This is a genomic window from Streptomyces sp. MK37H (assembly GCF_018035285.1).
In the GTDB taxonomy this organism is placed as follows: Bacteria; Actinomycetota; Actinomycetes; order Streptomycetales; family Streptomycetaceae; genus Streptomyces; species Streptomyces endocoffeicus.
In genome coordinates this window covers 1-26,137 of the sequence record NZ_JAAAYH010000080.1, presented here as the reverse complement: position 1 = coordinate 26,137, position 26,137 = coordinate 1, and the positions used below count along the sequence as shown (strand labels likewise).

The 26,137-nt window shown below is 72.6% G+C and carries 20 protein-coding genes and 1 pseudogene; 15 read left to right on the top strand and 6 right to left on the bottom strand.

Features of this window, described 5'->3' with window-relative positions; translation table 11 throughout:
• The 7 genes from GWI24_RS46520 to GWI24_RS14375 all read left to right on the top strand — a co-directional run.
• The coding region (locus GWI24_RS46520; protein ID WP_210946339.1) for an acyclic terpene utilization AtuA family protein at positions 1 to 1,641 on the top strand (1,641 nt) is incomplete at its 5' end.
• 79 nt (positions 1,642 to 1,720) lie between these two features.
• Positions 1,721 to 3,319, top strand: coding sequence for an acyl-CoA carboxylase subunit beta (locus GWI24_RS14400; RefSeq protein ID WP_210946338.1), 1,599 nt, complete (start codon positions 1,721 to 1,723; stop codon positions 3,317 to 3,319).
• Between the two features lie 11 nt (positions 3,320 to 3,330).
• Positions 3,331 to 5,286, top strand: coding sequence for a biotin carboxylase N-terminal domain-containing protein (locus GWI24_RS14395; RefSeq protein ID WP_210946337.1), 1,956 nt, complete (start codon positions 3,331 to 3,333; stop codon positions 5,284 to 5,286).
• A gap of 202 nt (positions 5,287 to 5,488) precedes the next feature.
• Entirely contained in the window at positions 5,489 to 6,649 is a 1,161-nt protein-coding gene (locus GWI24_RS14390) for an acyl-CoA dehydrogenase family protein (RefSeq protein ID WP_210946336.1), read from the top strand.
• A 127-nt stretch (positions 6,650 to 6,776) separates the two neighbouring features.
• Positions 6,777 to 8,360 carry a 4-coumarate--CoA ligase family protein gene (locus GWI24_RS14385; protein ID WP_210946335.1) on the top strand — a complete coding sequence of 528 codons (1,584 nt, stop codon included), beginning with the start codon at positions 6,777 to 6,779 and terminating at the stop codon, positions 8,358 to 8,360.
• Between the two features lie 77 nt (positions 8,361 to 8,437).
• Positions 8,438 to 9,271: an enoyl-CoA hydratase family protein gene (locus GWI24_RS14380; RefSeq protein ID WP_247616341.1), complete on the top strand. Its 834-nt coding sequence runs from the start codon at positions 8,438 to 8,440 to the stop codon at positions 9,269 to 9,271.
• Positions 9,268 to 9,936: a TetR/AcrR family transcriptional regulator gene (locus tag GWI24_RS14375; protein ID WP_210946334.1), complete on the top strand. Its 669-nt coding sequence runs from the start codon at positions 9,268 to 9,270 to the stop codon at positions 9,934 to 9,936. Before GWI24_RS14380 ends, GWI24_RS14375 begins: the two co-directional genes overlap by 4 nt.
• Positions 9,937 to 9,967: 31 nt before the next feature.
• Here GWI24_RS14375 and GWI24_RS14370 read toward each other — a convergent pair whose 3' ends face one another.
• A complete protein-coding gene (locus GWI24_RS14370; RefSeq protein ID WP_210946333.1) occupies positions 9,968 to 11,071 on the bottom strand; it encodes a citrate synthase 2 in 1,104 nt (367 codons plus the stop codon).
• 355 nt (positions 11,072 to 11,426) lie between these two features.
• Here GWI24_RS14370 and pdxH point away from each other — a divergent pair, with 355 nt between their 5' ends.
• Entirely contained in the window at positions 11,427 to 12,125 is a 699-nt protein-coding gene (pdxH, locus tag GWI24_RS14365; RefSeq protein ID WP_247616340.1) for a pyridoxamine 5'-phosphate oxidase, read from the top strand.
• Positions 12,126 to 12,654: 529 nt separating this feature from the next.
• Entirely contained in the window at positions 12,655 to 14,211 is a 1,557-nt protein-coding gene (locus GWI24_RS14360; protein WP_210946332.1) for a PAS domain-containing protein, read from the top strand.
• A gap of 295 nt (positions 14,212 to 14,506) precedes the next feature.
• Here the strand turns inward: GWI24_RS14360 and GWI24_RS14355 are convergent, their stop codons facing one another.
• A complete protein-coding gene (locus GWI24_RS14355; RefSeq protein WP_210946331.1) occupies positions 14,507 to 15,262 on the bottom strand; it encodes an SIS domain-containing protein in 756 nt (251 codons plus the stop codon).
• A 152-nt stretch (positions 15,263 to 15,414) separates the two neighbouring features.
• Here GWI24_RS14355 and GWI24_RS14350 point away from each other — a divergent pair, with 152 nt between their 5' ends.
• Both GWI24_RS14350 and GWI24_RS14345 read left to right on the top strand, forming a co-directional pair.
• Positions 15,415 to 16,107: a metal-dependent transcriptional regulator gene (locus tag GWI24_RS14350; protein WP_037958355.1), complete on the top strand. Its 693-nt coding sequence runs from the start codon at positions 15,415 to 15,417 to the stop codon at positions 16,105 to 16,107.
• A gap of 650 nt (positions 16,108 to 16,757) precedes the next feature.
• Complete coding sequence (locus GWI24_RS14345) at positions 16,758 to 17,627, top strand: alpha/beta fold hydrolase (protein ID WP_210946330.1); 870 nt, start codon at positions 16,758 to 16,760, stop codon at positions 17,625 to 17,627.
• Between the two features lie 86 nt (positions 17,628 to 17,713).
• On the opposite strand, the gene GWI24_RS14340 is transcribed toward GWI24_RS14345, so the two are convergent.
• A complete protein-coding gene (locus GWI24_RS14340; RefSeq protein ID WP_247616339.1) occupies positions 17,714 to 18,172 on the bottom strand; it encodes a hypothetical protein in 459 nt (152 codons plus the stop codon).
• Between the two features lie 318 nt (positions 18,173 to 18,490).
• Between GWI24_RS14340 and GWI24_RS14335 the strand changes: the two genes are divergently transcribed.
• Together GWI24_RS14335 and GWI24_RS14330 are read left to right on the top strand one after the other, a co-directional pair.
• Entirely contained in the window at positions 18,491 to 19,678 is a 1,188-nt protein-coding gene (locus GWI24_RS14335) for a lactate 2-monooxygenase (protein ID WP_210946329.1), read from the top strand.
• A gap of 153 nt (positions 19,679 to 19,831) precedes the next feature.
• Positions 19,832 to 20,176 (top strand): SH3 domain-containing protein, encoded by a 345-nt coding sequence (locus GWI24_RS14330; RefSeq protein ID WP_078956818.1) that lies wholly within the window; start codon positions 19,832 to 19,834, stop codon positions 20,174 to 20,176.
• Between the two features lie 152 nt (positions 20,177 to 20,328).
• Here GWI24_RS14330 and GWI24_RS14325 read toward each other — a convergent pair whose 3' ends face one another.
• From GWI24_RS14325 to GWI24_RS14315, 3 genes are all read right to left on the bottom strand, one after another.
• A complete protein-coding gene (locus tag GWI24_RS14325; protein WP_210946328.1) occupies positions 20,329 to 22,014 on the bottom strand; it encodes a transporter in 1,686 nt (561 codons plus the stop codon).
• Complete coding sequence (locus tag GWI24_RS14320; protein ID WP_308343639.1) at positions 22,011 to 22,826, bottom strand: ABC transporter ATP-binding protein; 816 nt, start codon at positions 22,824 to 22,826, stop codon at positions 22,011 to 22,013. Before GWI24_RS14320 ends, GWI24_RS14325 begins: the two co-directional genes overlap by 4 nt.
• Before the next feature lie 116 nt (positions 22,827 to 22,942).
• Complete coding sequence (locus GWI24_RS14315; protein ID WP_210946327.1) at positions 22,943 to 23,608, bottom strand: bifunctional DNA primase/polymerase; 666 nt, start codon at positions 23,606 to 23,608, stop codon at positions 22,943 to 22,945.
• A gap of 385 nt (positions 23,609 to 23,993) precedes the next feature.
• Here GWI24_RS14315 and GWI24_RS14310 point away from each other — a divergent pair, with 385 nt between their 5' ends.
• Positions 23,994 to 25,379, top strand: a complete 1,386-nt coding sequence (locus GWI24_RS14310; RefSeq protein ID WP_210946326.1) for a transcriptional regulator — start codon at positions 23,994 to 23,996, stop codon at positions 25,377 to 25,379.
• A gap of 348 nt (positions 25,380 to 25,727) precedes the next feature.
• A pseudogene (locus tag GWI24_RS14305) lies at positions 25,728 to 26,137 on the top strand (hypothetical protein); the annotation flags it as partial.

The following is a 26,137-nucleotide window of genomic DNA, read 5'->3' as shown; positions in this document are numbered from 1 at the left end:
TTCGACGCGTTGCGCGAGATGCTCACCGGCGGGCCCCTGGACGTGCTGACCGGTGACTATCTCGCCGAGTTGACCATGCTCATCCTGGGCCGGGACCGCGCCAAGGACCCGGCGCGGGGCTATGCCACGACCTTTCTGCGCCAGCTCGAGGACACCCTGGGGCTCGCCATGGAGCGTGGCGTAGGGCTCGTCACCAACGCGGGCGGGCTCAACCCGGCCGGGCTGGCGGACGCGATCCGCGAGCTCGCCGAGCGGCTCGGGATCGGCTGCCGGGTGGCTCATGTCGAGGGCGACGACCTCCTCGGCGCCCGCGACTGGGGGCCGGGCGTGGTCACCGCCAACGCGTATCTCGGCGGGGCCGGGATCACGGCCTGTCTGCGCGGTGGCGCGGATGTGGTGGTCACCGGGCGGGTGACGGACGCCGCGCTGGTGACGGGCCCGGCCGCCGCGCACTTCGGATGGGCCGCCGACGACTGGGACGCGCTCGCCGGAGCCGTGGTCGCCGGGCACATCCTGGAGTGCGGTACCCAGGCGACCGGCGGCAACTACTCCTTCTTCACCGAGCACGACCTCCGCCGCCCCGGCTTCCCCCTAGCCGAGCTCCACCCGGACGGCTCCAGCGTGATCACCAAGCATCCGCACACCGGCGGCGCCGTCACGGTCGGGACCGTCACCGCCCAGCTCCTCTACGAGACGGCGGGCGCCCGCTACCCGGGCCCGGATGTCACCGCCCGGCTGGACTCGGTGCGGCTCACCCAGGACGGCCCGGACCGGGTGCGCGTCCATGGCGTACGGGGCGAGGCGCCGCCCCGCACCCTCAAGACCGGGCTGACCCGGCTCGGCGGCCACCGCAACGAGGTGGTGTTCGTGCTCACCGGCCTGGACATCGAGGCCAAGGCGGCGCTCGTACGGGACCAGATGGAGGGCGCGATGAGCAAGCGCCGCCCCGCCGACGTCCGTTGGACCCTCTCCCGCACCGACCACTCTGACGCGGCCGTGCAGGAGGAGGCGAGCGCCCTGCTGCGGCTGGTGGTCCGCGACCGGGACGCGGATGCGGTGGGGCGGGCGATCAGCGGCGCGGCCGTCGAACTGGCCCTCGCCAGCTATCCCGGCTTCCATGTCACCGCCCCGCCCGGAAAGGGCTCCCCTTACGGCGTCTTCGAGGCCGTGGAGACCCCGGCCGACACTGTGCCGCACACCGCCGTGCTGCCCGACGGCTCCCGGCTCTCCGTTCCCCCGGCGCCCACCACGCCCGCTGCCGGAGGTCCGGTGGACGAGCCTCCGCTGCCGCCCCCGCTGCCGCCGGGCCCGACCCGCCGTGCCCCGCTGGGCGCGGTCGCCGGGGCCCGCAGCGGCGACAAGGGCGGCAGCGCCAACATCGGCGTCTGGGCGCGCGGCGAGGACGCCTGGCGCTGGCTGGCCCACACCCTCACCGTCGACCGGCTGCGCGAACTGCTCCCGGAGACGGCCCGGTTGAAGATCACCCGCCATCCGCTGCCCCGGCTGCGGGCCCTGAACTTTGTCGTGGAGGGTCTGCTCGGCGAGGGCGTCGCCGCGCAGGCCCGCTTCGACCCCCAGGCCAAGGCCGTCGGCGAATGGCTGCGCTCCCGCCATCTGGACATACCGGAGGTACTGCTGTGAACCCCCGTTCCGGCCCCCGGGCGGCAGCCGTTGGCGATGGGCCGCCCTCTCGCCGTCTGGACATACCGGAGGTATCGCTGTGACCGTGCTCGCGTCCGCGCTCGACCCCGCAGGCGCCGACCACACGGCCCATCGGGAGGCGATGCTCGCCAAGCTCGCCGAATTGGCGGGCGAGCACGCCAAGGCGCTCGCCGGGGGCGGTGAGAAATACGTCCAGCGCCATCGCAAGCGCGGCAAGCTGCTGGTCCGCGAGCGGATCGAGATGCTGCTGGACCCGGACACCCCCTTCCTGGAGCTGTCGCCGCTGGCCGGCTGGGGCAGCGACTATCCGGTGGGGGCCTCGATCGTCACCGGTATCGGGGTGATCTCCGGTGTGGAGTGCCTGATCAGCGCCAACGACCCGACCGTGCGCGGCGGGGCCAGCAACCCCTGGACGCTCAAGAAGGCGCTGCGCGCCCATGAGATCGCGCGCGCCAACCGGCTTCCGCTGGTCAGCCTCGTCGAGTCCGGCGGCGCCGATCTGCCCTCCCAGAAGGAGATCTTCATCCCCGGTGGGGCGATGTTCCGGGATCTCACCCGGCTGTCCGCTTCAGGAATCCCCACGATCGCCGTGGTCTTCGGCAACTCCACCGCCGGAGGCGCGTACATCCCCGGGATGTCCGACCACGTGATCATGGTCAAGGAGCGCTCCAAGGTCTTCCTGGGCGGTCCGCCGCTGGTGAAGATGGCCACCGGCGAGGAGAGCGACGACGAGTCGCTGGGCGGCGCCGAGATGCACGCCCGTACCTCCGGGCTCGCCGACTACTTCGCCACCGACGAGCCGGACGCGCTGCGCCAGGCCCGCCGGGTGGTCGCGCGCCTCAACTGGCGCAAGGCGCACCCGGATCCGGGGCCCGCCGAACCGCCGAAGTACGACGCCGAGGAGCTGCTCGGCATCGTTCCGAGCGATCTGAAGGTCCCCTTCGATCCGCGCGAGGTGATCGCCCGGATCGTCGACGGCTCGGACTTCGACGAGTTCAAGCCGCTGTACGGGCGGAGCCTGGCCACCGGCTGGGCCGCGCTGCACGGCTATCCGGTCGGGGTCCTGGCCAACGCCCAGGGGGTGCTGTTCAGCGAGGAGTCGCAGAAGGCCGCGCAGTTCATCCAGCTCGCCAACCAGCGCGACATCCCGCTGCTCTTCCTGCACAACACCACCGGCTATATGGTCGGCCGCGACTACGAGCAGGGCGGGATCATCAAGCACGGCGCCATGATGATCAACGCCGTCTCCAACTCCCGCGTCCCGCATCTGTCGGTGCTCATCGGCGCCTCGTACGGCGCCGGTCACTACGGGATGTGCGGCCGGGCGTACGACCCGCGCTTCCTCTTCGCCTGGCCCAGCGCCAAGTCCGCCGTGATGGGGCCGCAGCAGCTCGCCGGGGTGATGTCGATCGTCGCCCGGCAGTCCGCCGCCGCCAAGGGGCAGCCGTACGACGATGAGGCCGACGCCGCGCTGCGCGCCATGGTGGAGCAGCAGATCGAGTCCGAGTCGCTGCCGCTCTTCCTCTCCGGGCGGCTCTACGACGACGGCGTCATCGACCCGCGCGACACCCGCACCGTGCTCGGCCTGTGCCTGTCCGCCCTGCACACCGCGCCGGTCGAGGGCGCGCGCGGTGGCTTCGGCGTCTTCCGGATGTGAGTGAGGAACCCGTGATCCGTTCCCTCCTGGTCGCCAACCGCGCCGAGATAGCGCGGCGAATCGTCCGCACCTGCCGTGACCTCGGCATCGCCACCGTCGCGGTGCACTCCGACGCGGACGCCGACGCGCCCCACGCGCGCGAGGCCGACTCCGCCGTAAGGCTGCCGGGCGACGCCCCGGCCGACACCTATCTGCGCGGCGACCTCCTGGTGAAGGCAGCCCTGGCCGCCGGGGCCGACGCCGTCCACCCCGGCTATGGCTTCCTCTCCGAACACGCCGACTTCGCGCGTGCCGTAAGGGCCGCGGGGCTGGTGTGGGTGGGGCCGCCGCCCGAGGCGATGGAGGCCATGGCCTCCAAGACCCGCGCCAAGGAGATCATGCGCAAGGCGGGCGTGCCGTTGCTCGATCCGCTCGACCCGGCGGAGGTCACCACCGGCGATCTGCCCGTGCTGGTCAAGGCGGCGGCGGGCGGCGGCGGCCGGGGCATGCGGGTGGTGCGCGAACTGGCCGCGCTCCCCGCCGAACTCGACTCCGCCCGCGCCGAGGCGGCCTCCGCCTTCGGCGATGGCGAGATCTTCGTGGAGCCCTATATGGAGGGCGCCCGCCATGTCGAGGTCCAGGTGCTCGCCGACACCCACGGCACCGTATGGACGCTCGGCACCCGCGACTGCTCCCTCCAGCGCCGCCACCAGAAGGTCATCGAGGAGGCCCCGGCCCCCGGTCTCGAGGAGGAACTGCGGCGCACCCTGGCCGAGTCGGCGGCGAACGCGGCGCGCGCGATCGGCTACGAGGGCGCGGGCACGGTGGAGTTCCTGGTCTCGCCCTCGGGGCGGGCGTACTTCCTGGAGATGAACACCCGCCTCCAGGTCGAGCACCCGGTCACCGAGGAGATCCACGGCCTCGACCTGGTGGCGCTCCAGCTGCGGATCGCGGAGGGGGAGCGGCTCGACGCCGAGCCTCCGGAGCCCCGGGGGCACGCGATCGAGGCGCGGCTGTACGCCGAGGACCCGGCGCGCGACTGGAGGCCGCAGACGGGGATCCTGCACCGGCTGGAGATCCCCGGGCTGCGGGTGGACTCCGGGCCGGACGGCGGGGACGCGATCGGCGTCCACTACGACCCGATGCTGGCCAAGGTCATCGCCATGGCCCCCACCCGGGCCGAGGCGGTGCGGCGGCTGGCCCACGGGCTGGAGCGGGCCCGGATCCACGGCCCGGTGACCAACCGCGAGCTGCTCGTACGGGCGCTGCGCCACCCGGAGTTCGCGGCGGGCCGTATGGACACCGGGTTCCTCGAACGCCATCTGCCCGAGCTGACCGCCGCCTCGGATGACGACGAGGCGGCTCCGCTCGCCGCCCTCGCCGCCGCCCTGGCCGACGCGGCGCGGCGGCCGGCGACCGTGGCCGGGCGGCTGGGCGGCTGGCGCAATGTGCCCTCCCAGCCGCAGCTGAGGAGCTACCGCGCGGAACCGGGCGGCACCGAGCACGAGGTGCGCTACCGCCTCACCCGTGACGGGCTGCTCGCGGAGGGCTTCTCCGACGTCCGGCTGCTGAGCGCCGAGCCGGGGCGGGCCGCCGAGCCGGGGCGGGCCGCCGACCCGGCGCGGGTCGCCCTCGTCGTGGCCGGGGTCCGGCGGACGTTCGAGGTGACGGCCTATGGGGACCGCCGCTATGTCGACACGCCCCAGGGCGGCCATGTGTTCACCGCGCTGCCCCGCTTCCCCGACCCCACCGCCCGCACCGAACCGGGCTCGCTGCTGGCGCCCATGCCGGGCACGGTGGTGCGGGTCGCCGAGGTGGCGGTCGGGGACCGGGTCGAGGCCGGTCAGCCCCTGCTGTGGCTGGAGGCCATGAAGATGGAGCACCGCGTCGCCGCGCCCGCCGCCGGGGTGCTCACCGCCCTGCACGCCGCCCCCGGCCGCCAGGTCGAGGTCGGAGCCCTGCTCGCCGTCGTGGCGGCGGGGGAGTGACCCGGCCCCGCACACCGTACGGGCCACATAGTCCGTACGGGCCGCACAGCTCGCACAGCCCGGACACTCCGTACGGGCCGCGCGGGACCGCGACGGCCCGCCACGCGACGCATCACAGCCGGACCGCGCAACGCACCGCAAGGGGCCCGCACAGCACAGCGCACACGGCCCGCACAACGCACGCACGTGGGAGGAGCCGTCCATGACCAGCCCGCACACGCCCGTGGACACCCCGGAGCGCGTGGCGCTCCGCGCCGCGGTGTCGTCCTTCGCCAAGGGACATGCCCCGGGCGGCCCCCAGGAGGGCGACGGCGCCGCCGAACTGTGGGCCGAGGCAGGAAAGCTGGGCTACCTCGGGGTCAACCTCCCCGAGGAGTACGGCGGCGGGGGCGGCGGCATCACCGAGCTGTCCATCGTCCTGGAGGAGCTGGGCGCGGCGGGTTGCCCGCTGCTCATGCTCGTCGTCTCGCCCGCCATCTGCGGCACCGTCATCGCCCGGTTCGGCACCGCCGGGCAGAAGGAGCGCTGGCTGCCCGGTCTGGCCGACGGCAGCATCACCATGGCCTTCGGCATCACCGAGCCCGACGCCGGATCCAACTCGCACCGCATCACCACCACCGCCCGCCGGGCCGAGGGCGGCGGCTGGATACTCAACGGCCGTAAGGTCTTCATCACCGGTGTGGACAACGCCGACGCGATCCTTGTCGTCGGCCGCACCGAGGACGCCAGGACCGGGAAGCTCAAGCCCTGTCTGTTCATCGTCCCGCGCGAGACCCACGGCTTCTCCCACCACCACATCCCCATGGAACTGGCCGCCGCGGAGAAGCAGTTCGAGCTGGTGCTGGACGACGTGACGCTGCCCGCCGACGCGCTGGTGGGCGACGAGGACGCCGGGCTGCTCCAGCTGTTCGCGGGGCTCAACCCGGAGCGCATCATGACGGCGGCGTTCGCGCTGGGGATGGGCCGCTACGCGCTCGACAAGGCCGTGGACTACGCCCGCACCCGCCAGGTGTGGAAGGAGCCCATAGGCGCCCACCAGGCGATCGCCCACCCCCTCGCCCAGGCCCATATCGAGCTGGAGCTGGCCCGGCTGATGATGGCGAAGGCGGCGTACCTGTACGACGAGGGCGATGACGCGGGCGCGGGCGAGGCCGCCAACATGGCCAAGTACGCGGCCGGGGAGGCCGCGGTGAAGGCGGTGGACCAGGCCGTGCACACCCTCGGCGGCAACGGCCTGACCGCCGAGTACGGGCTGGCCCGGCTGATCACGGCCGCCCGGGTGGCCCGGATCGCCCCCGTCAGCCGGGAGATGATCCTCAACTACGTCTCCCACCAGACCCTGGGTCTGCCCAAGTCGTACTGAGCGGGCCCAAGTCGTACGGAGCGGGCGCCGGGCCGGCCCGCTCGGCGCCGGGCCCGCCGAAGTCGTAGGGAGCTCGCGGGTAGGGCAGAACGGACAGGTAGGTCCATCAGAGCTGAGGGGAGCGGCCATGGTGCTGCGCAGCGAGTATCCCGATGTACCGCCCGTCGATCTGCCCATCCACGACGCCGTACTGGCCCGCGCGGCCGAGGAGTTCGGCGACCTGACCGCGCTGGTGGACGGCGTGACCGGGGCGGCCCTGAGCTACGCCGCGCTGGACCGCGCGGCGCGCCGGATCGGGGCCGCGCTGGCCGAGGCGGGGGTGCGCAACGGCGATGTGGTGGCCCTGCACAGCCCCAACTCGATCATGTACCCACCGGCGTTCTACGGCGCCACCCGCACCGGGGCCGCGGTGACCACGGTGCATCCGCTGGCCACGCCGGAGGAGTTCGCCAAGCAGCTCCGGGACGCGGCCGCGTCCTGGATCATCACCGTCTCGGCGCTGCTGGGCGTGGCCCGGCAGGCTGCCGAACGGGCGGGCGGGATACGGGAGATCTTCGTGTGCGACGAGGCGAGCGGCCATCGCTCGCTGCGCTCCATGCTGAGCAGCACCGCGCCCGAACCGGTGGTGGAGATCGACCCGGCCGAGGACATCGCCGTCCTGCCGTACTCCTCCGGCACCACCGGCACCCCCAAGGGCGTGATGCTCACCCACCGCAACGTGGCCACCAACCTCGCGCAGGTGGAGACGCTGGTGCCCAACCGGCCGGGGGAGCGGGTGCTGGCCGTTCTGCCGTTCTTCCACAGCTACGGCCTTACGGCGCTCATGAACGCACCGCTCCGCAACGGCGGCACGGTGATCGTGCTGCCCCGCTTCGAACTCGACACCTTCCTCGCGGCGATCGAGAAGCACCGCGCCCAGGCGCTCTATGTGGCCCCGCCGATCGTCCTCGCACTCGCCAAGCACCCGGCGGTGGACGGCCATGACCTGTCGTCGGTGCGGTATGTGCTGAGCGCGGCGGCCCCGCTGGACGCCCGGCTCGCGGAGGCGTGCGCCCAGCGGCTCGGCGTACCGCCGCTGCTGCAGGCGTTCGGGATGACGGAGCTGTCCCCGGGCTCCCATCTGGTGCCGCGCGACGCGAAGAACGCCCCGCCCGGGACCGTCGGGAAGCTGCTCCCGAGCACCGAGATGCGCATCGTGGACCCGGACAGCGGCGCGGATCTGGCCGTGGGCGAGGACGGCGAGATCGTCATCCGCGGACCGCAGGTGATGAAGGGCTATCTGGGCCGCCCCGAGGACACCGACGCGATGATCGACGCCGAGGGCTGGCTGCACACCGGCGACGTCGGACACGTGGACGCGGACGGCTGGCTGTATGTGGTGGACCGGGTGAAGGAGCTGATCAAATATAAGGGCTATCAGGTGGCCCCGGCCGACCTGGAGGCCGTGCTGCTCGCCCATGAGGCCGTCGTCGACGCCGCCGTGATCGGGGTGACGGACGGGGCGGGCAATGAGATCCCCAAGGCGTATGTGGTGCCCAGGCCCGGGACCCGGATCTCGGAGGACGACCTGCTCGCGTACGTTGCCGGACAGGTGGCCCCGTACAAGAAGGTGCGCCGCGTGGAGTTCACGGACGCCGTGCCGCGCTCGGCCACCGGCAAGATCCTCAGGCGTGAACTGCGCGCCAGGGAAAGGAGTTCGACCGCCCCATGACCGACGGCCCCATGACCGACGGCCCCACGACCGACGCTGTCCCGCCAACCGGAGGCTCCGCCACGTCCGGAGCGCCGATGCCCCTTGTACGGTCCGCCTCCGCGCGCGGGATCACCACCCTCACCCTGGACTCGCCGCACAACCGCAATGCCCTCTCCTCGCGCCTGGTCGCCGAGTTGCGCGAGGCGCTGGCGGCGGCCGGGCGGGACGACCGGGTGCGGGCGGTGCTGCTCACCCACACCGGCACCACCTTCTGCGCGGGCGCGGATCTGAGCGAACCGCCCTCGGCGTCCGGAACGTCCGGGCTGGTGGATCTGCTGCGGTCGATCGTGGAGCTGCCCAAGCCGGTGGTCGCCCGCGTCACCGGGCACGTACGGGCCGGTGGGCTCGGGCTGCTCGGGGCCTGCGACATCTCGGCGGCCGGGCGCGGCGCCAGCTTCGCCTTCACCGAGGCGCGGCTCGGCCTCGCCCCGGCCGTCATCTCGATGCCGCTGCTGCCCCGGCTGGACCGGCGCGCGGCGGCCCGCTACTACCTCACGGGTGAGCGGTTCGACGCCGCCGAGGCGGCCCGGATCGGGCTGGTGACGCTCGCGGACCCGGAGGGGGACGCGGACGAGGCGCTGGCGCCGGTCCTGGACGGGCTGCGCCGGGGCTCCCCGCAGGGCCTGGCCGAGTCCAAGCGGCTGGTGACCGCCGATGTGCTGCGCGCCTTCGACCGGGACGGCGAGGCGCTGGCCGCGCTGTCGGCCCGCCTCTTCGCCTCCGAGGAGGCCCGGGAGGGCATGACGGCGTTCCTGGAGCGGCGCGAGCCGGTGTGGGTGCGGCGGACGGCTTCCGACGCCGGGGCGATACCGGACGCGGGGGACAAGGGGGCCGCAGGGAACACGGGCCCCGCCGGGGCGTCCCGATGACCCCCCGTACGGCATTGCGCGACCCCAAGCAGGACCGCAGCCGCGCCACCCGCAGGCGGCTGCTGGAGGCCGCCGTGGCCTGCCTCGCCGAGCGCGGCTGGGCCGGTTCCACGGTCGCGGTGGTCGCCGAGCGGGCCGGGGTGTCGCGGGGCGCGGCCCAGCACCACTTCCCGACCCGTGAGGACCTCTTCACGGCCGCCGTCGAGCATGTCGCCGAGGAGCGCTCGGCGGAGCTGCGCGCCCTCCCCGCCCCGCACGGGGAGGGCCGCGTCCCCGCGGTGGTCGAGGCGCTGATCACCCTCTACACCGGCCCGCTCTTCCGGGCCGCACTCCAGCTGTGGGTGGCGGCCTCGTACGAGGAGCAGTTGGGCGCCCGGGTGACCGCCCTCGAGGCGAAGATCGGCCGGGAGACCCATCGGATGGCGGTGGAGCTGCTGGGCGCCGACGAATCGGTGCCGGGCGTCCGGGAGGCCGTCCAGGGCCTGCTCGACATGGGACGGGGCCTCGGCCTGGCCAATCTGCTGACGGACGACGGCCACCGCCGGGAGCGGGTGGTGGCCCAGTGGTCGCGGATCCTGGAGGGGATCCTGACCCCGAAGGACCCGGACGACCACCCGGCCGGCGACCACCCGGGTGGCAACCACCCCGCCCCGGCCGCCCCCTGACCTACCGCGGGCTGACCCACTCCGAGCTGACCTACCGCGAGGCGGTGTCCCCGTAGCCGTCGACCTCGTGCGGGCTGCGCGTGCCGGGGCCGACGTACCGGGCCGACGGCCGCACCAGACGGCCGGTCCGCTTCTGCTCCAGGATGTGCGCGCTCCAGCCCGCCGTACGGGCGCAGGTGAACATCGAGGTGAACATGGGCGCCGGAACCTCGGCGAAGTCCAGCACGATGGCCGCCCAGAACTCCACGTTCGTCGCCAGCACCCGGTCCGGCCTGCGGTTGTGCAGCTCGTCCAGGGCGGCCCGCTCCAGCGCCTCGGCGACCTCGAAGCGCGGTGCGCCCAGCTCCTTGGCGGTGCGCCGCAGCACCCGCGCCCGCGGGTCCTCGGCGCGGTAGACCCGGTGGCCGAAGCCCATCAGCCGCTCGCCCCGGTCCAGGGCCTGCCTGACGTAGCGGGTGGCGTCCCCGGTGCGCTCGATCTCCTCGATCATCCCGAGCACCCGGGAGGGCGCGCCGCCGTGCAGCGGCCCCGACATGGCGCCCACCGCGCCGGAGAGCGCGGCGGCCACATCGGCGCCGGTGGAGGCGATGACGCGGGCGGTGAAGGTGGAGGCGTTCATGCCGTGCTCGGCCGCCGAGGTCCAGTACGCGTCGACGGCGGCCACATGCTTGGGGTCCGGCTCACCGCGCCAGCGCCGCATGAAGCGCTCCACGATGGTTCCGGCCTTGTCGATCTCCCGCTGCGGCACCATCGGCTTCCCCTGGCCACGGGCCGACTGGGCCACGTAGGACAGGGCCATCACCGCCGCGCGCGCCAGGTCCTCACGGGCCTGCTCCTCGTCGATGTCCAGCAGCGGTTTGAGGCCCCAGACGGGCGCGAGCATGGCCAGCGCGGACTGCACATCGACCCGGACGTCCCCGGAGTGGACCGGGATGGGGAACGGCTCGGCGGCCGGCAGCCCCGGGTTGAAGGCGCCGTCGACCAGCAGACCCCAGACGTTCCCGAAGGAGACATGGCCCACCAGGTCCTCGATGTCCACGCCTCGGTAGCGGAGCGCGCCGCCTTCCTTGTCGGGTTCGGCGATCTCCGTCTCGAACGCGACGACTCCTTCGAGTCCGGGTACGAAGTCGGACATCAGGCGGCTCCTCATGATGCGGACGACGGTCGGCGGCGGACGGTGCCGGAACGGTTACGCGGCCGCCTGACACGGCTCGCGGTCGGTACCGGTCACTCCGTGATGTGCCCCGTGCGGGTGGTGGTCACCCAACCGTGGTGGGGAGTGACCTCCGGGACACCGGGGGGTGGTGCCTGCCCAGGCGCCGAACAGGCGGCGCGTGGTCCGCTCAGTCTGGTGCGTACGCTGCCCATGGGGAAGCGTGAGAAGTGGCACATCTCCTCCGGATCGCGGGAGGGTTACGGGGTGCCGGGGAGGGGGAGGGAGAGCGCTCCTCCGGGGCCGCCCGTGCGACGGACCGATGATGTTGCAAGATATGCCCGTGCCTCACGTTGACTCGGAGCCCTCGGCTTCCTCCGCGCGTACGTACGACCCGGCCGCCATGCGCGAGCACTACCGCGCGGCCGGCTTCGGCGAGGCGGACCTGGCGGGTGATCCGTTCGGGCAGTTCACCCGGTGGTTCGAGGACGCCGTCGGCAGCGGGCTCTTCGAGCCGAACGCCATGGTCGTCTCGACGGCCGACGCGCAGGGCCGCCCCAGCTCCCGCACGGTCCTGATGAAGAGCTTCGACGAGCGCGGCTTCGTCTTCTACACCAACTACGGCTCCCGCAAGGGCCGTGAGCTGGGCGAGAACCCGCATGTCGCCCTGCTCTTCCCCTGGCACCCCATCGCCCGGCAGGTGATCGTGACGGGCACCGCGCGGCGCACCGGCCGTGACGAGACGGCGGCGTACTTCCGCACCCGGCCGCACGGCTCGCAGCTGGGGGCGTGGGCGAGCTCGCAGTCCACGGTGGTGGACTCGCGGGAGGAACTGGACCGCTCGTACGAGGAGCTGGCGGAGCGCTACCCGCCGGGCGAGCAGGTGCCGGTGCCGCCGGAGTGGGGCGGGTTCCGGGTGGTGCCGGAGGCGGTGGAGTTCTGGCAGGGCCGGGAGAACCGGCTGCACGACCGGCTGCGGTATGTCCGGCTGCCCGAGGAGGAGGGCGGCTGGCGGGTCGAGCGGCTGTACCCGTAGTGGGGCGGCTGTGCCAGTAAGGGGGCGCCGACGGCCGTAAGGGCGTTGCGTCCGTAAGGGGCGCGCCGACGGCGGTAAGGGCCTCGTGCGGGGCCACCTCGTGCTCGGCGCTCGGCTCTGAGAACGCCCTGAGAACGCCCTGAGAACGCCCTGAGAACGCGGACAACCCGCGGGTCTGTCCCCTGACGCCCTGAGGCGGAAGGGGGCCGGTCGGACGTACCGGCGACCCGCGGGTCGGGTGACTGCTTGGGATTGGCCGGCCGCGCACCTCTGGTGCGCCAGTCCGGCGAATGCGCTGAGCGCGACGACGGACTGCTAGCCCGCAGTCACCTCACGCGTCCGGATTTCATACATCTGCCGAACCACCTCCCTTCTCGTGTACCGACACACTAAGAACCCCCTCCTGCCACACACAAGCGAATTTCCGTGAGGCAACGATTTCGACGAATGCGGTGTGGCGCGTGTCACGTTCGAGTTCAATGTCCGACGTGCCCCACCACAGACAGCCACGTCCAGCAAGGGGTGTCAGGTGAGCGCTTCACAACGTTCCGAACCCGCAGGTCCCGCGCGTTCCGCCCGGTCCTCGCGGGGCGTCCCGGGACAGCCGGGCGCGGCCCCGTCGGCGTCCGGCCACCCCGACTGTCCGGACGGCCCCGAGCGGCCCGACTCCGAACTGCTCGCCGCGCTGCTCGACGGGATGGACGCCGCCCTGTGCGCGTTCGACGCCGACGGCACGGTGACCCACTGGAACCACGAGGCCGAGCGCATCCTCGGCTGGACGGCGGCGGAGGCGGTCGGCCGCAAGGGGCTGGGCGGCTGGGCGGCCCGCCCGGGGGACGCCCGGGACGTCGAGGCGCGCCTTACGGAGGCCATGGGCGCCACGGGACGCCGGGTGCACGAGTTCGCGCTGCTGACCAAGGACGGCGGCCGGGTCCTGGTCCGTACGCAGTCCTCGGGGGTGCCGGGCGCGGACGGCCGCCCTGCCGGGGTGTACTGCGCCTTCAGCGAGGTGCACGCGCAGGTCGACCTGGAGCGGTCGATCGCGCTGAGCGAGGCGCTGCTGGACGACGCTTCGTGGAACGTGGTCCTGGTCGACGCGGATCTGCGGGTGGCCGTCGTCAACGCCAACGCGGCGGGCGCGCTGCGCACCGCCCGTAAGGCCGCGCCCGGCCGGCCGCTGGGCGACTTCCTGGACCAGGGCGTGGAGGAGGCGGAGGCCGCGCTCCAGCACGTCCTGGCGGAGGGCGCGCCCCCGGCGCCCACCGAACTGTGGGTGACACTGCGGGACGCCGACGCCGACGCGGCGGACGGCCTCGAGGGCGCGGAGGGCGTGCGCTACGAACTGCTCGACGACGACGAGGCGGTGCGCGGCGAGGGCACCGACCGCGGCGGGAGCGGGGCGGCGGCGCGGCGCCGCTGCTGGCGCAGCGGCTTCCTCCGGCTGGCCTCACCGCTCACCGAGGAACCGGCGCCGCTCGGAGTGGCCTGGATCTTCCAGGACGTGACGGAGGTGAAGGGCCGGGAGCAGGAGAGCGCCCGGATGCGCTTCCGGGGCAACCAGCTGCACCGGGCGGCGCGGGCGGCGGCCGAATGCGAGGACCCGATGGAGGCCGCCTCGGTCCACTTGGACTTCGCGCTGGCGGGCTTCGCCGACCACGCCCTGATCGACCTGGTCCTGGACCCGCCGCGGGGTGCCCCGGCCGACCGGATCCGGCTGGTCCGGGCGGCGGCCACGCCCACCGGAGCCCCCGGCCCCTGCCCGCCCGTCGTCCCGGGCGGCATCCCGCTGGCCTACCCGGAGGGCCATCCGGCGCTCCAGGCGGTCGAGCGCTGCGGTTCGGTACGGGCGAGCGCGAGACGCTCGGACGAGTCGGGGGCGGCCCAGTGGGCGGCGGCCCGCAAGTGGCCGGGGGGCGCGGTGCACGGGCTGTGCGCGGTGCTGCGCAGCCGCGGCCGCACCCTCGGCGTGGTCACCTTCCTGCGCACCTCCAGCCGCCGGGCCTTCGACCGGACGGACGCGACGTACGCGGAGGACGTCGCGGCCCGGGTCGCGGCCTCGGTGGATCTTGCCGTGGGCCGCCGTTGACGCCCTGGGTCGGCGCTGAAGTCCCGGGCCGGGGGCGCCGCACGCCGGTCGCCTGCGAAGGGGCACGGGCCGGTAGCGGATCACCGCGGCGGAGCCCACCGGCGGCGGACTGTCACCGCCGGAGGGCCATCGCCCGTAGGAGCCCACCGCCGGTAAGGACTCAACGCGGGGAACTCACCGGCGGTAAGAGTTCATCGCGGGTAAGGGCTCACCGGCGGGGACCACCACGCGCAGGAGCTCACCGCCAGGCTCCCGGCGAGGGTCTCACCGCCGGCGAAGGCTCCCGGCGAGGGTCTCACCGCCGGTAGAAGATCCGGTCCCCGTAGTCGGTCATCACCTTACGGTTCCACTCGTGCCCGCCGTCCACGTTCCCCGACCTCAGCATGGGCGGCTCGATCCCGCGCTCGGCCAGCTCCCCGATCCCGGCCGCCACCATGGACTGCATGATCGCGCTCGTCACGACGGTGGACGCGGGCGCGAAGGGCGCACCGACGCCGTCCGCCGTGAGCTCCGCGTCCCCGACCGCGATCTTGTTGTCGACGACCAGGTCGCAGTGGTCCTTGAGGAAGCCACCGGAAGGGTTGCGCGAGGTCGTGCCGGTCGCGTAGCCGACCGAGGTCACCCCGATCACCTTGACGCCGCGCTCCCGCGCGCTCATGGCCATCTCCACGGGCAGGGCGTTGCGCCCGGACAGCGAGATCACGATCAGCAGGTCCCCGGCCTGGAGCGGGCTGCTGTCGAGGACGGTCGTGGCGAGTCCGTCGACGCGTTCGAGCGCGCTGCCCAGGGTGGCGGGGACGACGTCCACGCCCACCGCGCCCGGTACCGGCAGCAGGTTCATCAGCGCGAGCCCGCCCGCGCGGTAGACGACATCCTGCGCGGGCAGGGAGGAGTGCCCGGCGCCGAACGTGAAGAGGCGGCCACCCGCGGCGACCGTATCGGCGATAAGGGTGCCCGCCGCGGCGATATGCTCGCCCTCCTCGTCCCGCACCTGCCGCAGCAGGCCGATGGCCGCGTCGAAGAATTGCCCGGCCGGCTTGGACTCGCTCATCAACGCGTCGCCTTCCCTGTGGGGGGTTTCGATCATGACGCTGTGAATAGCAGCCCGGTCCCTTGCGGCGGAAGGGGTCGACTCGACCCCGTTGTCGGTGGGATGCGTCAGAATTGGTTGAGGGCCACCGCACGACACTTCGAGGGGCACGCATGTCCGGACTGATCGACACCACGGAGATGTATCTCCGCACCATCCTCGAGCTCGAGGAGGAGGGCGTGGTCCCCATGCGCGCCCGGATCGCGGAGCGGCTCGAGCAGAGCGGTCCGACGGTCAGCCAGACAGTGGCGCGGATGGAGCGCGATGGGCTGGTCACGGTCGCGGGTGACCGTCATCTGGAGCTGACCGAGGAGGGCCGCCGGCTGGCCACGCGCGTGATGCGCAAGCACCGGCTCGCGGAGTGCCTGCTCGTCGATGTGATCGGGCTGGAGTGGGAGCAGGTCCACGCCGAGGCGTGCCGCTGGGAGCATGTGATGAGCGAGGCGGTGGAGCGGCGGGTGCTGGAGCTGCTCCGCCATCCGACCGAGTCGCCGTACGGAAACCCGATTCCGGGCCTGGAGGAGCTGGGCGAGAAGGCCGAGGCCGATCCGTTCCTGGACGAGTCCATGGTGAGCCTGCGTGAGCTGGAGCCGGGCTCGGAGGGCAAGACGGTGGTGGTGCGCCGCATCGGCGAGCCCATCCAGGCCGACGCCCAGGTGATGTACACCCTGCGGCGGGCCGGGGTGCAGCCGGGCTCCGTGGTGAGCGTCACCGAGTCGGCGGGCGGGGTGCTGGTCGGCAGCAGCGGTGAGGCGGCGGAGCTGGAGGCGGAGATCGCCTCGCATGTCTTCGTGGCCAAGCGCTGACGCTCCCTGACCTCGCTCCCCAACGCCGCGCTGACCTGCCTTCCCAAACACCGAGCTGACCTCGCTTCCAACGCCGCGCTGACCTCCCTTCCCAACACCGGGCGAACACACCCCCGCACAGCCTCCCGCGCCTCGACACGCTGACCGAATACACCCGGTTCAAGCCATTCGGCCGTCACGACCTGCGACGACGGATTTTCCCGATACCGGAGTCGACAGAAACCGAGCGGGCCGGGCCGCCGCGTGCGACGCTGTCGCTGACGCTCGGATCGTCAGGGGAGGGGGTCCGGTGGGCCCTATGGGCTGTGCCGCCGAGGGGGTGTTCTTGAGCGAGGGCCCCGGTGCCGTCAGGTGCCGGGGCCCCGCTTCCCCATGTCCCCCCGCTGGGCCCCGGTGCGCACGGACCGCGCGAACGCGGCCGGTGCGCCCCGGGGCCCTGGTGACCCGGAGCCCCGAGCTCCCAGGGTCGTCCCCCGCGGACGCCCTTCCCCGAGCAGTCCGCCTCCCGCTAGCTGTCTCCCCAGGGTGCAGACGATCAATCCCCGAGCACGGTCACTCGAACGAGGGGTGTTGGACGGCAATGCCCCGTGTTCGAATATGAGTTCGATACTGTGAGGGTGTTCGAGAGAGGGTTGGAGGTGCCAGACCACATGGTGCGACGTATCGAAGTGAGCGGGGCCGGCGGCGTGCGGCTCGCCGCCTGGGAGTTCACCGATCCGCCCAAGGCAGGCGCTGGCCGCGAGGGAGCGCGGGGCCCCGGAGTGCTGTTGCTCCATGGGCTGCTGGGCCGGGCCGCCCACTGGGCGGAGACGGCCCGCTGGCTCTCCACCCGCCATCGGGCGGTCGCCCTCGACCAGCGCGGCCATGGCCGCAGCGAGAAGCCGGCCGAGGGGCCGTTCGACCGCTCCACCTATGTGGACGACGCCGAGGCGGCCGTGGAGCAGCTCGGCCTCGCCCCCGTGACCCTGATCGGCCATGCCATGGGCGCCCTCACCGCCTGGCAGCTCGCCGCCCGCCGCCCCGATCTGGTCCGGGCGCTGGTCATCTGCGATATGCGGGCCTCGGCCCTGGGCTCCGCCTCGCAGCGCGAGTGGGCCGAGTGGTTCCGCTCCTGGCCGGTGCCGTTCGCGACGCTCGCCGATGTGCGCAAGTGGTTCGGTGAGGACGACCCGACGCTGGAGCGGCCGAATCCGCCCCGGGGCGACTTCTTCGCCGAGGTCATGGCCGAGCGCTCGGACGGCTGGCGCCCGGCGTTCTCCTGCCGTCAGATGCTGAAGATCCGTGACATCTGGGTCCATGATGCCCATTGGGAGGAGCTCGCGCTGGTCGAGTGCCCCACTCTGGTCGTGCGCGGGCTGGACGGTGAGCTGGGCCGCGCGGAGGCGCAGGAGATGGTCCGCGTGCTGCCCCGGGGGCAGTATGCGGAGGTGGTGGACGCGGGCCATCTCGTCCACTACGACCAGCCGGACGGCTGGCGCCGCGCCGTGGAGCCCTTCCTGGCCTCGGTCCTGCCCGTCTAGCCGCACAGGCCCTGCGGGGCTCAACCCCGATGATTCGCCGCCCGGTTCAGAACGCCCGGTTCAGCCCCCCGTTCAAAGCGCCCCGTTCAGAACGTCCAGACGAACGGCTCGCCGCCGATCTGCGTCCACATGACCTTGACCGACCTCGCCCGCGCGGGGATCAGGAAGGTGTTGCAGAGCAGATAGCTCTGCCCGTTCCTCCAGTTCTTGATCTCATCCGAGTCCGCGCACCCCTTGGGCCGTCCCGCAGTGCCGGTGACCTTCGCTCCCCGCCGCCCGTCCGCGTACACCTCCGCGTAGTCCCCGACCCGCGGATACTCCTTCACCGTGGCCCCGCGCACATGGGTATACCTCACATAGGCCACCGCGGGCACCTTGCCCTCGGCGTCCACCGGGTCCGACACCAGCGCCTTCGCCTCGGCCGCCGTGCCGATGTCGACCTTCTGTGCCGCGATCCGATAAGTGGGCTCGACCCCGGTGTCCTCCTTGAACGCACGCGTACCGGTCTGGCCCGGCTGGAGCGGCGGCTCACCGTCCGATCGCATACCGACCTTCTGCGCACCGCTCGGGTGAGCATCGGTGACACCCGAGCGGGAAGTGTGCCGCGCGTTCTCGGATGTATCGCCCTTTTCGCCGAATGGTCCGCACGCGGTCAGGGCGAGAGCCAGTACGGCAACGGGCGCGCCGGCACGCAGCCACGTTGTCTTGGTCAGCGGCAAGTGGAACTCCAATGCGGGAACGTGGTCTCATCGCGTTCCGGTGTGATCCCTTGAACGCGATCGACGGTTCGTCGATCCTACGAGTCCTCTACTCCCTTACAGCAATGGGGAATTGACCAGTAATGGACAGGTGAAGGGAAGCACATGATCGGTGGCGACATCACGGAACCGGAACCCGGCAAGGACTGGGCGGCATTTCAGTACGAGATCTATCTGAACGGGATGACCGGCGCCGTTCCCCGGCTTCCCGCCGATCTCACCCGGCTCGAGGAGCTGGCCGAGGCACGGCTGGGGCCCGGGCCGGTGGGCTATGTGGCGGGCAGCGCGGGCAGCGGCAGCACCGAGCGGGCCAACCGGGCGGCGCTGGACCGGTATCGGATCGTGCCCCGGATGCTCCGTGACGTACGGCGGCGGAATCTGTCGGTCGAGCTGTTCGGCACCCGGCTGCCCGCGCCGCTCGCGCTCGCGCCGATCGGCGTGCTGTCGATCATGCACCCGGAGGCGGAGTGCGCGGCGGCGCGGGCCGCCGCGGCGCAGGGCGTGCCGTTCATCCTCTCCTCCGCGTCCAGTACGCCGATGGAGCGGGTGGCGGAGGCGATGGGCGACGGTGAGCGGTGGTTCCAGCTCTACTGGGGCAAGGACCGCGAGGTCACCAGGAGCTTTCTGAGCCGGGCCAAGTCCTGTGGATTCACGGCCCTGGTGGTCACCCTCGACACCCCGCTGCTGGCCTGGCGGCCGCGCGATCTCGACCAGGCGTATCTGCCGTTCCTGCACGGTGTGGGCACCGCCAACTACTTCACCGATCCGGCGTTCCAGGCCGGGCTCGCCAAGCCGGTCCACGAGGACCGGGACGCCGCGGTGCTGCACTTTGTACAGCTGTTCGGCGATCCCGGGAAGACCTGGGAGGACCTGGTGTTCCTGCGCGAGCACTGGGACGGCCCGATCGTGCTGAAGGGGGTGCTGCACCCCGACGATGCCCGGCGCGCGGCGGCCGCGGGGATGGACGGCGTCGTCGTGTCCAACCACGGCGGCCGCCAGGTGGGCGGCTCCATCGGGGCGGCCAACGCGCTGCCGGGGGTGGTGGAGGCGGTCGGCGACCGGCTGGCGGTGCTCTTCGACAGCGGAGTGCGCACCGGTGAGGATGTGTTCAAGGCGCTCGCCCTCGGCGCCCGCGCGGTGCTGCTGGGACGGCCGTACGCCTATGGGCTCGGGCTGGACGGGCAGCCGGGGGTGGAGCATGTGATCCGCGCGCTGCTGGCCGAGTTCGAGCTGACGCTGGCGCTGTCGGGCCATACCGATGCCGCGGGGCTCACCCCGGAGGCGCTCGGCTGACAATTCCCTTCGGCTTTCAACTTGTCAGCCACACCGGTCCATCGGCGACTCGCCGAGCGGCCGTCGGGGTTTTACCGGGTCCTCAGCTTCCGGATTGACGGGTGCTACGCTCCTTGACGCGCAATGAATTAACTGATCATGGGGGGTGGTCGCGTGAAGATCAAACGTAAAGCCTCGATGGTCGTGCTCTCGGCGGCGCTGATGCTGGGCGGTTCCATCGCCCTCGCGCCAACGGCGTCGGCGGTGGGGTCATCGGCGTGTCAGTTCAATTCCCCGGATGTCAATTTCAAGGTCTCGACCAGTGGCGCCAGATTCCGCACCGGACCGGGAAAGCGGTACCGCGCTATAGGGACGCTTTACCGAGGGGATTCCTTCCGGTACTTCTGCCGCACCCGGGGCTTTGAGAACAGCTGGTCCTACGGAAAGATCCTCAAGCGGACCACGACCGGAATTCATGCCGGGACCAGAGGCTGGGTGTACAGCAAGTACCTCGACTAGCCGGAACGTTACGGCAGTTGGGCGGGCGGCAGTCGGACCGCGGCAGTCGGACGCGCGGCAGTCGGGCCCGGAGGCTTCGTACGACGGCACGCGGCGGGGCCGGGGGCTCGCCCCCGGCCCCGCCGCCGGTGCCCGTACCCGTGCCAGCGTCGTCACCCCTTGCTGACCGCCGCCAGGATCTCCGGCAGCCGCGCCGCGACCCGCGGCGCCGCCACCCGCAGGCCGGTCTCCGCGATGGCCGCGCCGTACACCGCGCCCAGCGGGAACACCACCCACAGCAAGCCGTGCGCCCCGGAGACATGCAGCCAGATCGTCAGGCCCAGCACCGGCGCGCACAGCGCGGAACCCACGATCATCCCGCCGAGGATGCTGATCCAGGCGATCCCCGCCTGAGCCGGGACAACGTTCTTGTAGCCGCTGTCCTGCGGAATGGAGTACGGGGCCAGCACCGAGGTCAGGGCGCCGGTCGCGAGCATCGAGCCGAGCAGCGCCAGGGCGATCCCGAGCGCCTCGGGGGCGGCCGGCCAGTTCTTCAGGACGGCGGCGCAGCCGAGCACCGCCACCGCGACGTACACCACCGCGACCAGGAGCAGCGCCAGCGCACGGCCCCGCAGCTCGAGATAGGCGTCGCGGGGCGAGGAGATCGTCTGCGCGACCATCCAGAAGGCGGAGGTGTCCTGGCCGAACTGGTTGTACATCAGCATGCCGAGCATCCCCGACGCCCAGCAGGCCCAGTAGATCGAGCCGTTGCCCTGGGCCGCGGTGATGAAGGGCAGCAGCAGGCCGACGCCCAGCGAGGTGACCCATGCCGACTTGGTCTTCGGATCCCGTACGGCGTAGCGCAGCGTGCGCAGCAGCACCGTGCCGGTGCGGCCGGAGGGCAGCAGCCGGGCGAACGGGCCCGAGGCGTCAGGAGTGTCGGCCGCGCCGGAGGACCGCCGCTCGCGTGGCGCCGCCGCCTGGATCGTGGAGGCGTCCGGCGTGGTCATCAGATGGGTGAGGGTGGAGCGCCACCACCACATCAGCAGCGCCAACGCGGCGACGGTGAGCGCGAACTGGGCCGCGGCGACCCCGTAGGCGCCGTCGCTCACGCCCTGGACGGCGTCCACCGCCGCCGCGGGCGGCACCCAGCGCAGCACCGCGGCGGCCGGCTCCAGCACGGACAGGCCGTTCTTACCGCCGAGCTGCTGGGCCCCCAGGTTCACGAACTGCGCGCCGATCGCCACGAACAGACCGCTGAGCACGGCCAGATCGCGGCCCTTACGGCTGGTGAGGAGGCGGGTGTTGGCCGTGGCGACGGCGCGGGCCAGCGCCACGCACACCAGCACCGTCAGCACCACGGCCACGACGCCCGCCACCGCGGCCGCCGCCCCGTGCGCGACGGCGATCGCCGAACCGGCCACCAGGGTCAGGGTGAACAGCGGGCCGATGCCGATCAGCGAGGACACCAGCAGCGCGGTGATCAGCGAGCGCGGCCGCAGCGGCAGCATCACCAGCCGGGTCGGGTCGAGGGTTTCGTCGCCGCCGGGGAAGAACAGCGGCATCACGGCCCAGCCGAGGGCGAGCACCGCCGTCAACAGCGTGACCAGCGCGTCGACGTGGTTCGTACCGCGCAGCAGCACCAGGCCGAGCAACTGCGACACGGCGAACAGCATGGCCATCACCAGCGAGGTGATGTACGCGGCCCGCCGGCCGCTGGACTGGCGCAGCCCGTTGCGCAGCAGCGCCAGCTTCAGGGAGACGAAGACGGGGGTGGGGGAGCCGGTGGGGACGGCGGGCGGTGCGGGAGCCGCGGTGCCGAGCGGGCCCTTGGCGTCGAGCGGGTCGGTGAGCGTCATCGGGCGCCGCCGCCCAGCCAGTCGAGGCTCTGGCCCGCCTGGCGCCGGTTGGCGCCGACCAGTTCCAGGAAGGCGTCCTGCAGGGACGGTGCGTCGCCCCGCACCTCGGCCAGCGGACCATGGGCCCGGATCCGCCCGCTCGCGATCACCGCCACCCAGTCGCACAGCGACTCCACCAGCTCCATGACATGGCTGGAGAAGACGACGGTCGCGCCGGAGCGGGTGTAGCGCTCCAGGACGCCGCGGATGGTCTGGGCGGAGACCGGGTCGACGCCCTCGAAGGGCTCGTCGAGGAAGAGGACTTCGGGGTTGTGGAGCAGCGCGGCGGCCAGTCCGATCTTCTTCCGCATACCGGTGGAGTAGTCGATGACCAGCTTGCTCTGGGAGCCCGCGAGATCGAGGACGTCCAGCAGCTGGGTGGCGCGCCGGTCGACCTCCGGGCCGGGCAGCCCGCGCAGCCGCCCGGTGTAGGTGAGCAGCTCCCGGCCGGAGAGCCGCTCGAACATCCGCAGCCCCTCGGGCAGCACCCCGATCCGCGCCTTGACCTCGACCGGGTCCCGCCAGACGTCATGACCGCCGATCTCCACGGTCCCCTTGTCGGGGCGCAGCAGGCCGGTGATCATCGAAAGCGTGGTGGTCTTTCCGGCGCCGTTGGGTCCGACGAGTCCGATGAACTGCCCGGCGGGCAGCTCCAGATCGATCCCGGCGACCGCGACCTGCTCCCCGTAGCGCTTCCACAGGCCGCTCACCCGCACGGCGGCGGCCCGGGACGACTGTGGCTGTGTGCTGTCTGCTGCTTGCTCCTGCGGCACCGGCTTACCCCGTTTTCCTGTGGGACGTGTCCCACTGACGTATCGCGTGGGGGCCGGTCATGACGCCCCCGCCGTCGCTCCACGATAGGGGCCGTCCCGGGGAGCCCTCCGGGGTGTCAGCGGCGCTCGCGGCCGCAGGCGTAGGCCAGGGCGCTCACCAGCTCTTCCGCGTCGGGCAGCCAGCGGTTGGCGGCGGTGGGCCGCCGGGCCCACTGGATCGGGCCGCGCACGCCCACCCGGGTCGGCGGTGCGACCACATAGTCGCCCTCGCCGCGGGCGGTCAGGTCGATCGCGTTCGGCGGCCAGCCCAGATTCCGCACCAGATCGGGGATCTTGGCGGCGGCGCCCGGGAGGACGAAGAAGAGCATCCGGCGCCCGGGGGTGCAGGTGACCGGGCCCAGCTCGACCTGGCGGCGCTCCATGCGGGCGAGCGCCAGACAGCCCGCGGACTCCGGGACGTCCAGCGCGTCGAAGGTGCGGCCGGTGGGCAGCAGGATGGAGGCGCGCGGCGTCCTGGCCCACATGCGGCGGACCACGACCGCGCTGCCGGTGGCCTGGTTCACCCAGTCCCGGCCGGTCGGATGGGCGCCGGGGGCCGGGCAGTCGGCGGTTCCGCAGGAGCAGCGCTCCACTCCGTCCACGGCCTCGAGCCAGGCGCCGGAGAGCACGTCCCAGTGCCGCTCCTCGGCGTATCGCACCGCCGCGTCGCGCAGCCGCTCCCCGCGCTGCTGAGGGATCTGCGAGGTTCCCGCGGGGAACCGCGTTGGTCCTGTCACGTCCATGGTCTCTTCCACGCAGAGGACAACTTCCGCCGTCAACGAGGGTTACGGCCGGGCCCCCGCACGGGCGGTGCCGTCGGGGGTCCGGGGTGCGCGGCGACGGCACGGCGGGGCGCATGGGTGCACGGGCGGGGGCGCGTGTGGGGTTGCGGCTGCGTAAGCGGGTAGCCACCATGCGTGACGGGCGTGCGAGTGTCCGGTGGCCATGCCGCAGCGCCAGGGGGAGGGCGGTCCCGGACTCGGATCGGCGCCGTACGCGAACGATGCGGTCTATGCGGTCAATACGGGCAAGTTCCGCATTCGCCGTATACCTGCGATATCTGCGGGGCATCACTCAGCAACAGGGACGGATACGCCGAGAACGCAAGCAGTCACTGGGGGTAATGCCATGGCCGCTAGGCCGCTTGTGGCGCGGCAGCCGAACGAACGGCTGCAGGCGCTCATCCAGGAAGCCGGCTGCTCCAACGCCGGGTTGGCGCGCAGGGTCAACATGTGCGGCGCCGAGCACGGTCTCGATCTGCGGTACGACAAGACGTCGGTGGCCCGTTGGCTGCGTGGCCAGCAGCCACGGGGCCGGGCGCCGGGCGTCATCGCCGAGGCGCTCGGCCGCAAGCTCGGCCGTACGGTCACGATCGACGAGATCGGGATGGCCAACGGCAAGAACCTCGCCTCCGGGGTCGGTCTGCAGTTCTCGCCCACCGTCCTCGGTGCGATAGAGCAGGTCTGCGAGTTGTGGCGCAGCGATGTGGGGCGCCGTGACTTCCTCAGCGGCTCGACGGTGGCCGCCTCCGCGCTGGTCGAGCCCAGCCGCGACTGGCTGATCACCGGTGCGGACGCCCAGGTGGCGCGCGCCGCGGGCGCCCGGGTGGGGCGGTCCGACGTCGCGGCGGTACGGGCCACCACGGACGCGCTCGTCGACCTGGACCACCGCTACGGCAGCGGCCATGTGCGCCCCGTCGTCGTCCACTATCTGAACAGCGTGGTCTCCGGGCTGCTGGCCGGCTCGTACACCGAGGCGGTCGGGCGCGAACTGTTCGCGGCCGTCGCGCGGTTGACGGAGCTGGCGGGCTATATGGCGGTCGACACCGGGCAGTCCGGTCTCGCCCAGCGCTACTACATCCAGGCGCTGCGGCTCGCCCAGGCCGCCGGGGACCGGGGCTACGGCGGCTATGTGCTCGCCGCCAGCATGAGCCATCTCGCCGCCCAGCTGGGCAATCCCCGGGAGATCGCCCAGCTGGCGAAGGCCGCGCAGGAGGGCGCGCGGGGCCAGGTGCCGCCGCGTGCCGAATCGATGTTCCTGGCGGCCGAGGCGCGCGGCCACGCCCTGATGGGGGACGCGCGGGCCTGCCAGTCCGCGGCCGGGCGGGCGCTGGACGCCATGGAGCGGGCGGTGGGCTCCGTCACGGGCGACGAACCCAACTGGATCCGCCACTTCGACCATGCCTATCTCGCCGATGAGCTGGCCCACTGTCACCGCGACCTGGGCCAGGCCGAGCAGGCCAGGCGGCGCGCCGAGGAGGCCCTGGAGGGCCTTCCGGAGGGGCGTGTGCGGCGGCGGGCGATCGGGCTGCTGTTGCTGGCCACCGCGCATGTGCAGCAGCGCGAGGTGGAGCAGGCGTGCCATGTGGGCACCCAGGCGGTGGATCTGCTGGGCACGCTGCGGTCCAACCGGGGCGCGGAGTATCTGGACGACTTCCAGCAGCGGTTGGAGCCGTACCGGGACGAGCCGGTGGTGCGGGAGTTCGGGGCGCGGCTCCAGATGCAGGTGGCCTGAGACTCGGCCCGGGATCCGGCCTGATTAAGTCTGATCCGGCCTGATCCGGCCTGGGGCATCCGCCGGCTGCGGGGGGCGTTGTGGGGCGTTGAGCGGGGTGGATGCTACGGGTGCGTTGTGTTGTGGCGGCTGATGCGCGTGTGGTGAGGCATGGGTGTTGTGGAGTGTGTTGCGTTGTGTTTACTGCGGGTACGGATGGGGTTCATATCGCCCCCGATCGTGGTGATGTGCCCCATGTCGCGGTGACCAGTCTCTCTCCGTCCCGATGGGCTCATGGGCACCGCGCCCTCTGGGGAACCGGTAGCGTGACCCGACGATTCCGTCGTTCCGTATAACCAAGGAGTCCCGGTGACGCAGAGCGGTCAGGGGAATGAGCCGCGGCTTCCCGCGGTCCCGCCCGCGCAGCCTGTGCGCGAGGGGGTTGTGCTGCCTGCCCAGGGGGACTACAGCCCCTCGGACGCCCAACAGGGGGCCCCGGCCGGGGGACAGGCGTGGGGGCAGCCTTGGGGGCCGCAGAGCGCTCCGGAACCGCCGCAGCAGGGCGAACTGCCGCCGCCGGGTGAGTTCGGCGCGCCGCCGCAGGGGGAACTGCCCCCGCAGGCCGGGTTCGGCGCCCCGCCGCCGCCCGAGGTGCGGCCGTACGGGCAGCAGCAGGGCTGGACGCCTCCGGAGAGACCGGCCCAGCCGCCGCACAACGCTCAGCCGCCCCACAACGTCCCGTCGCCGTACCAGCCCCAGCAGCCGCCGTACCAGGCCGC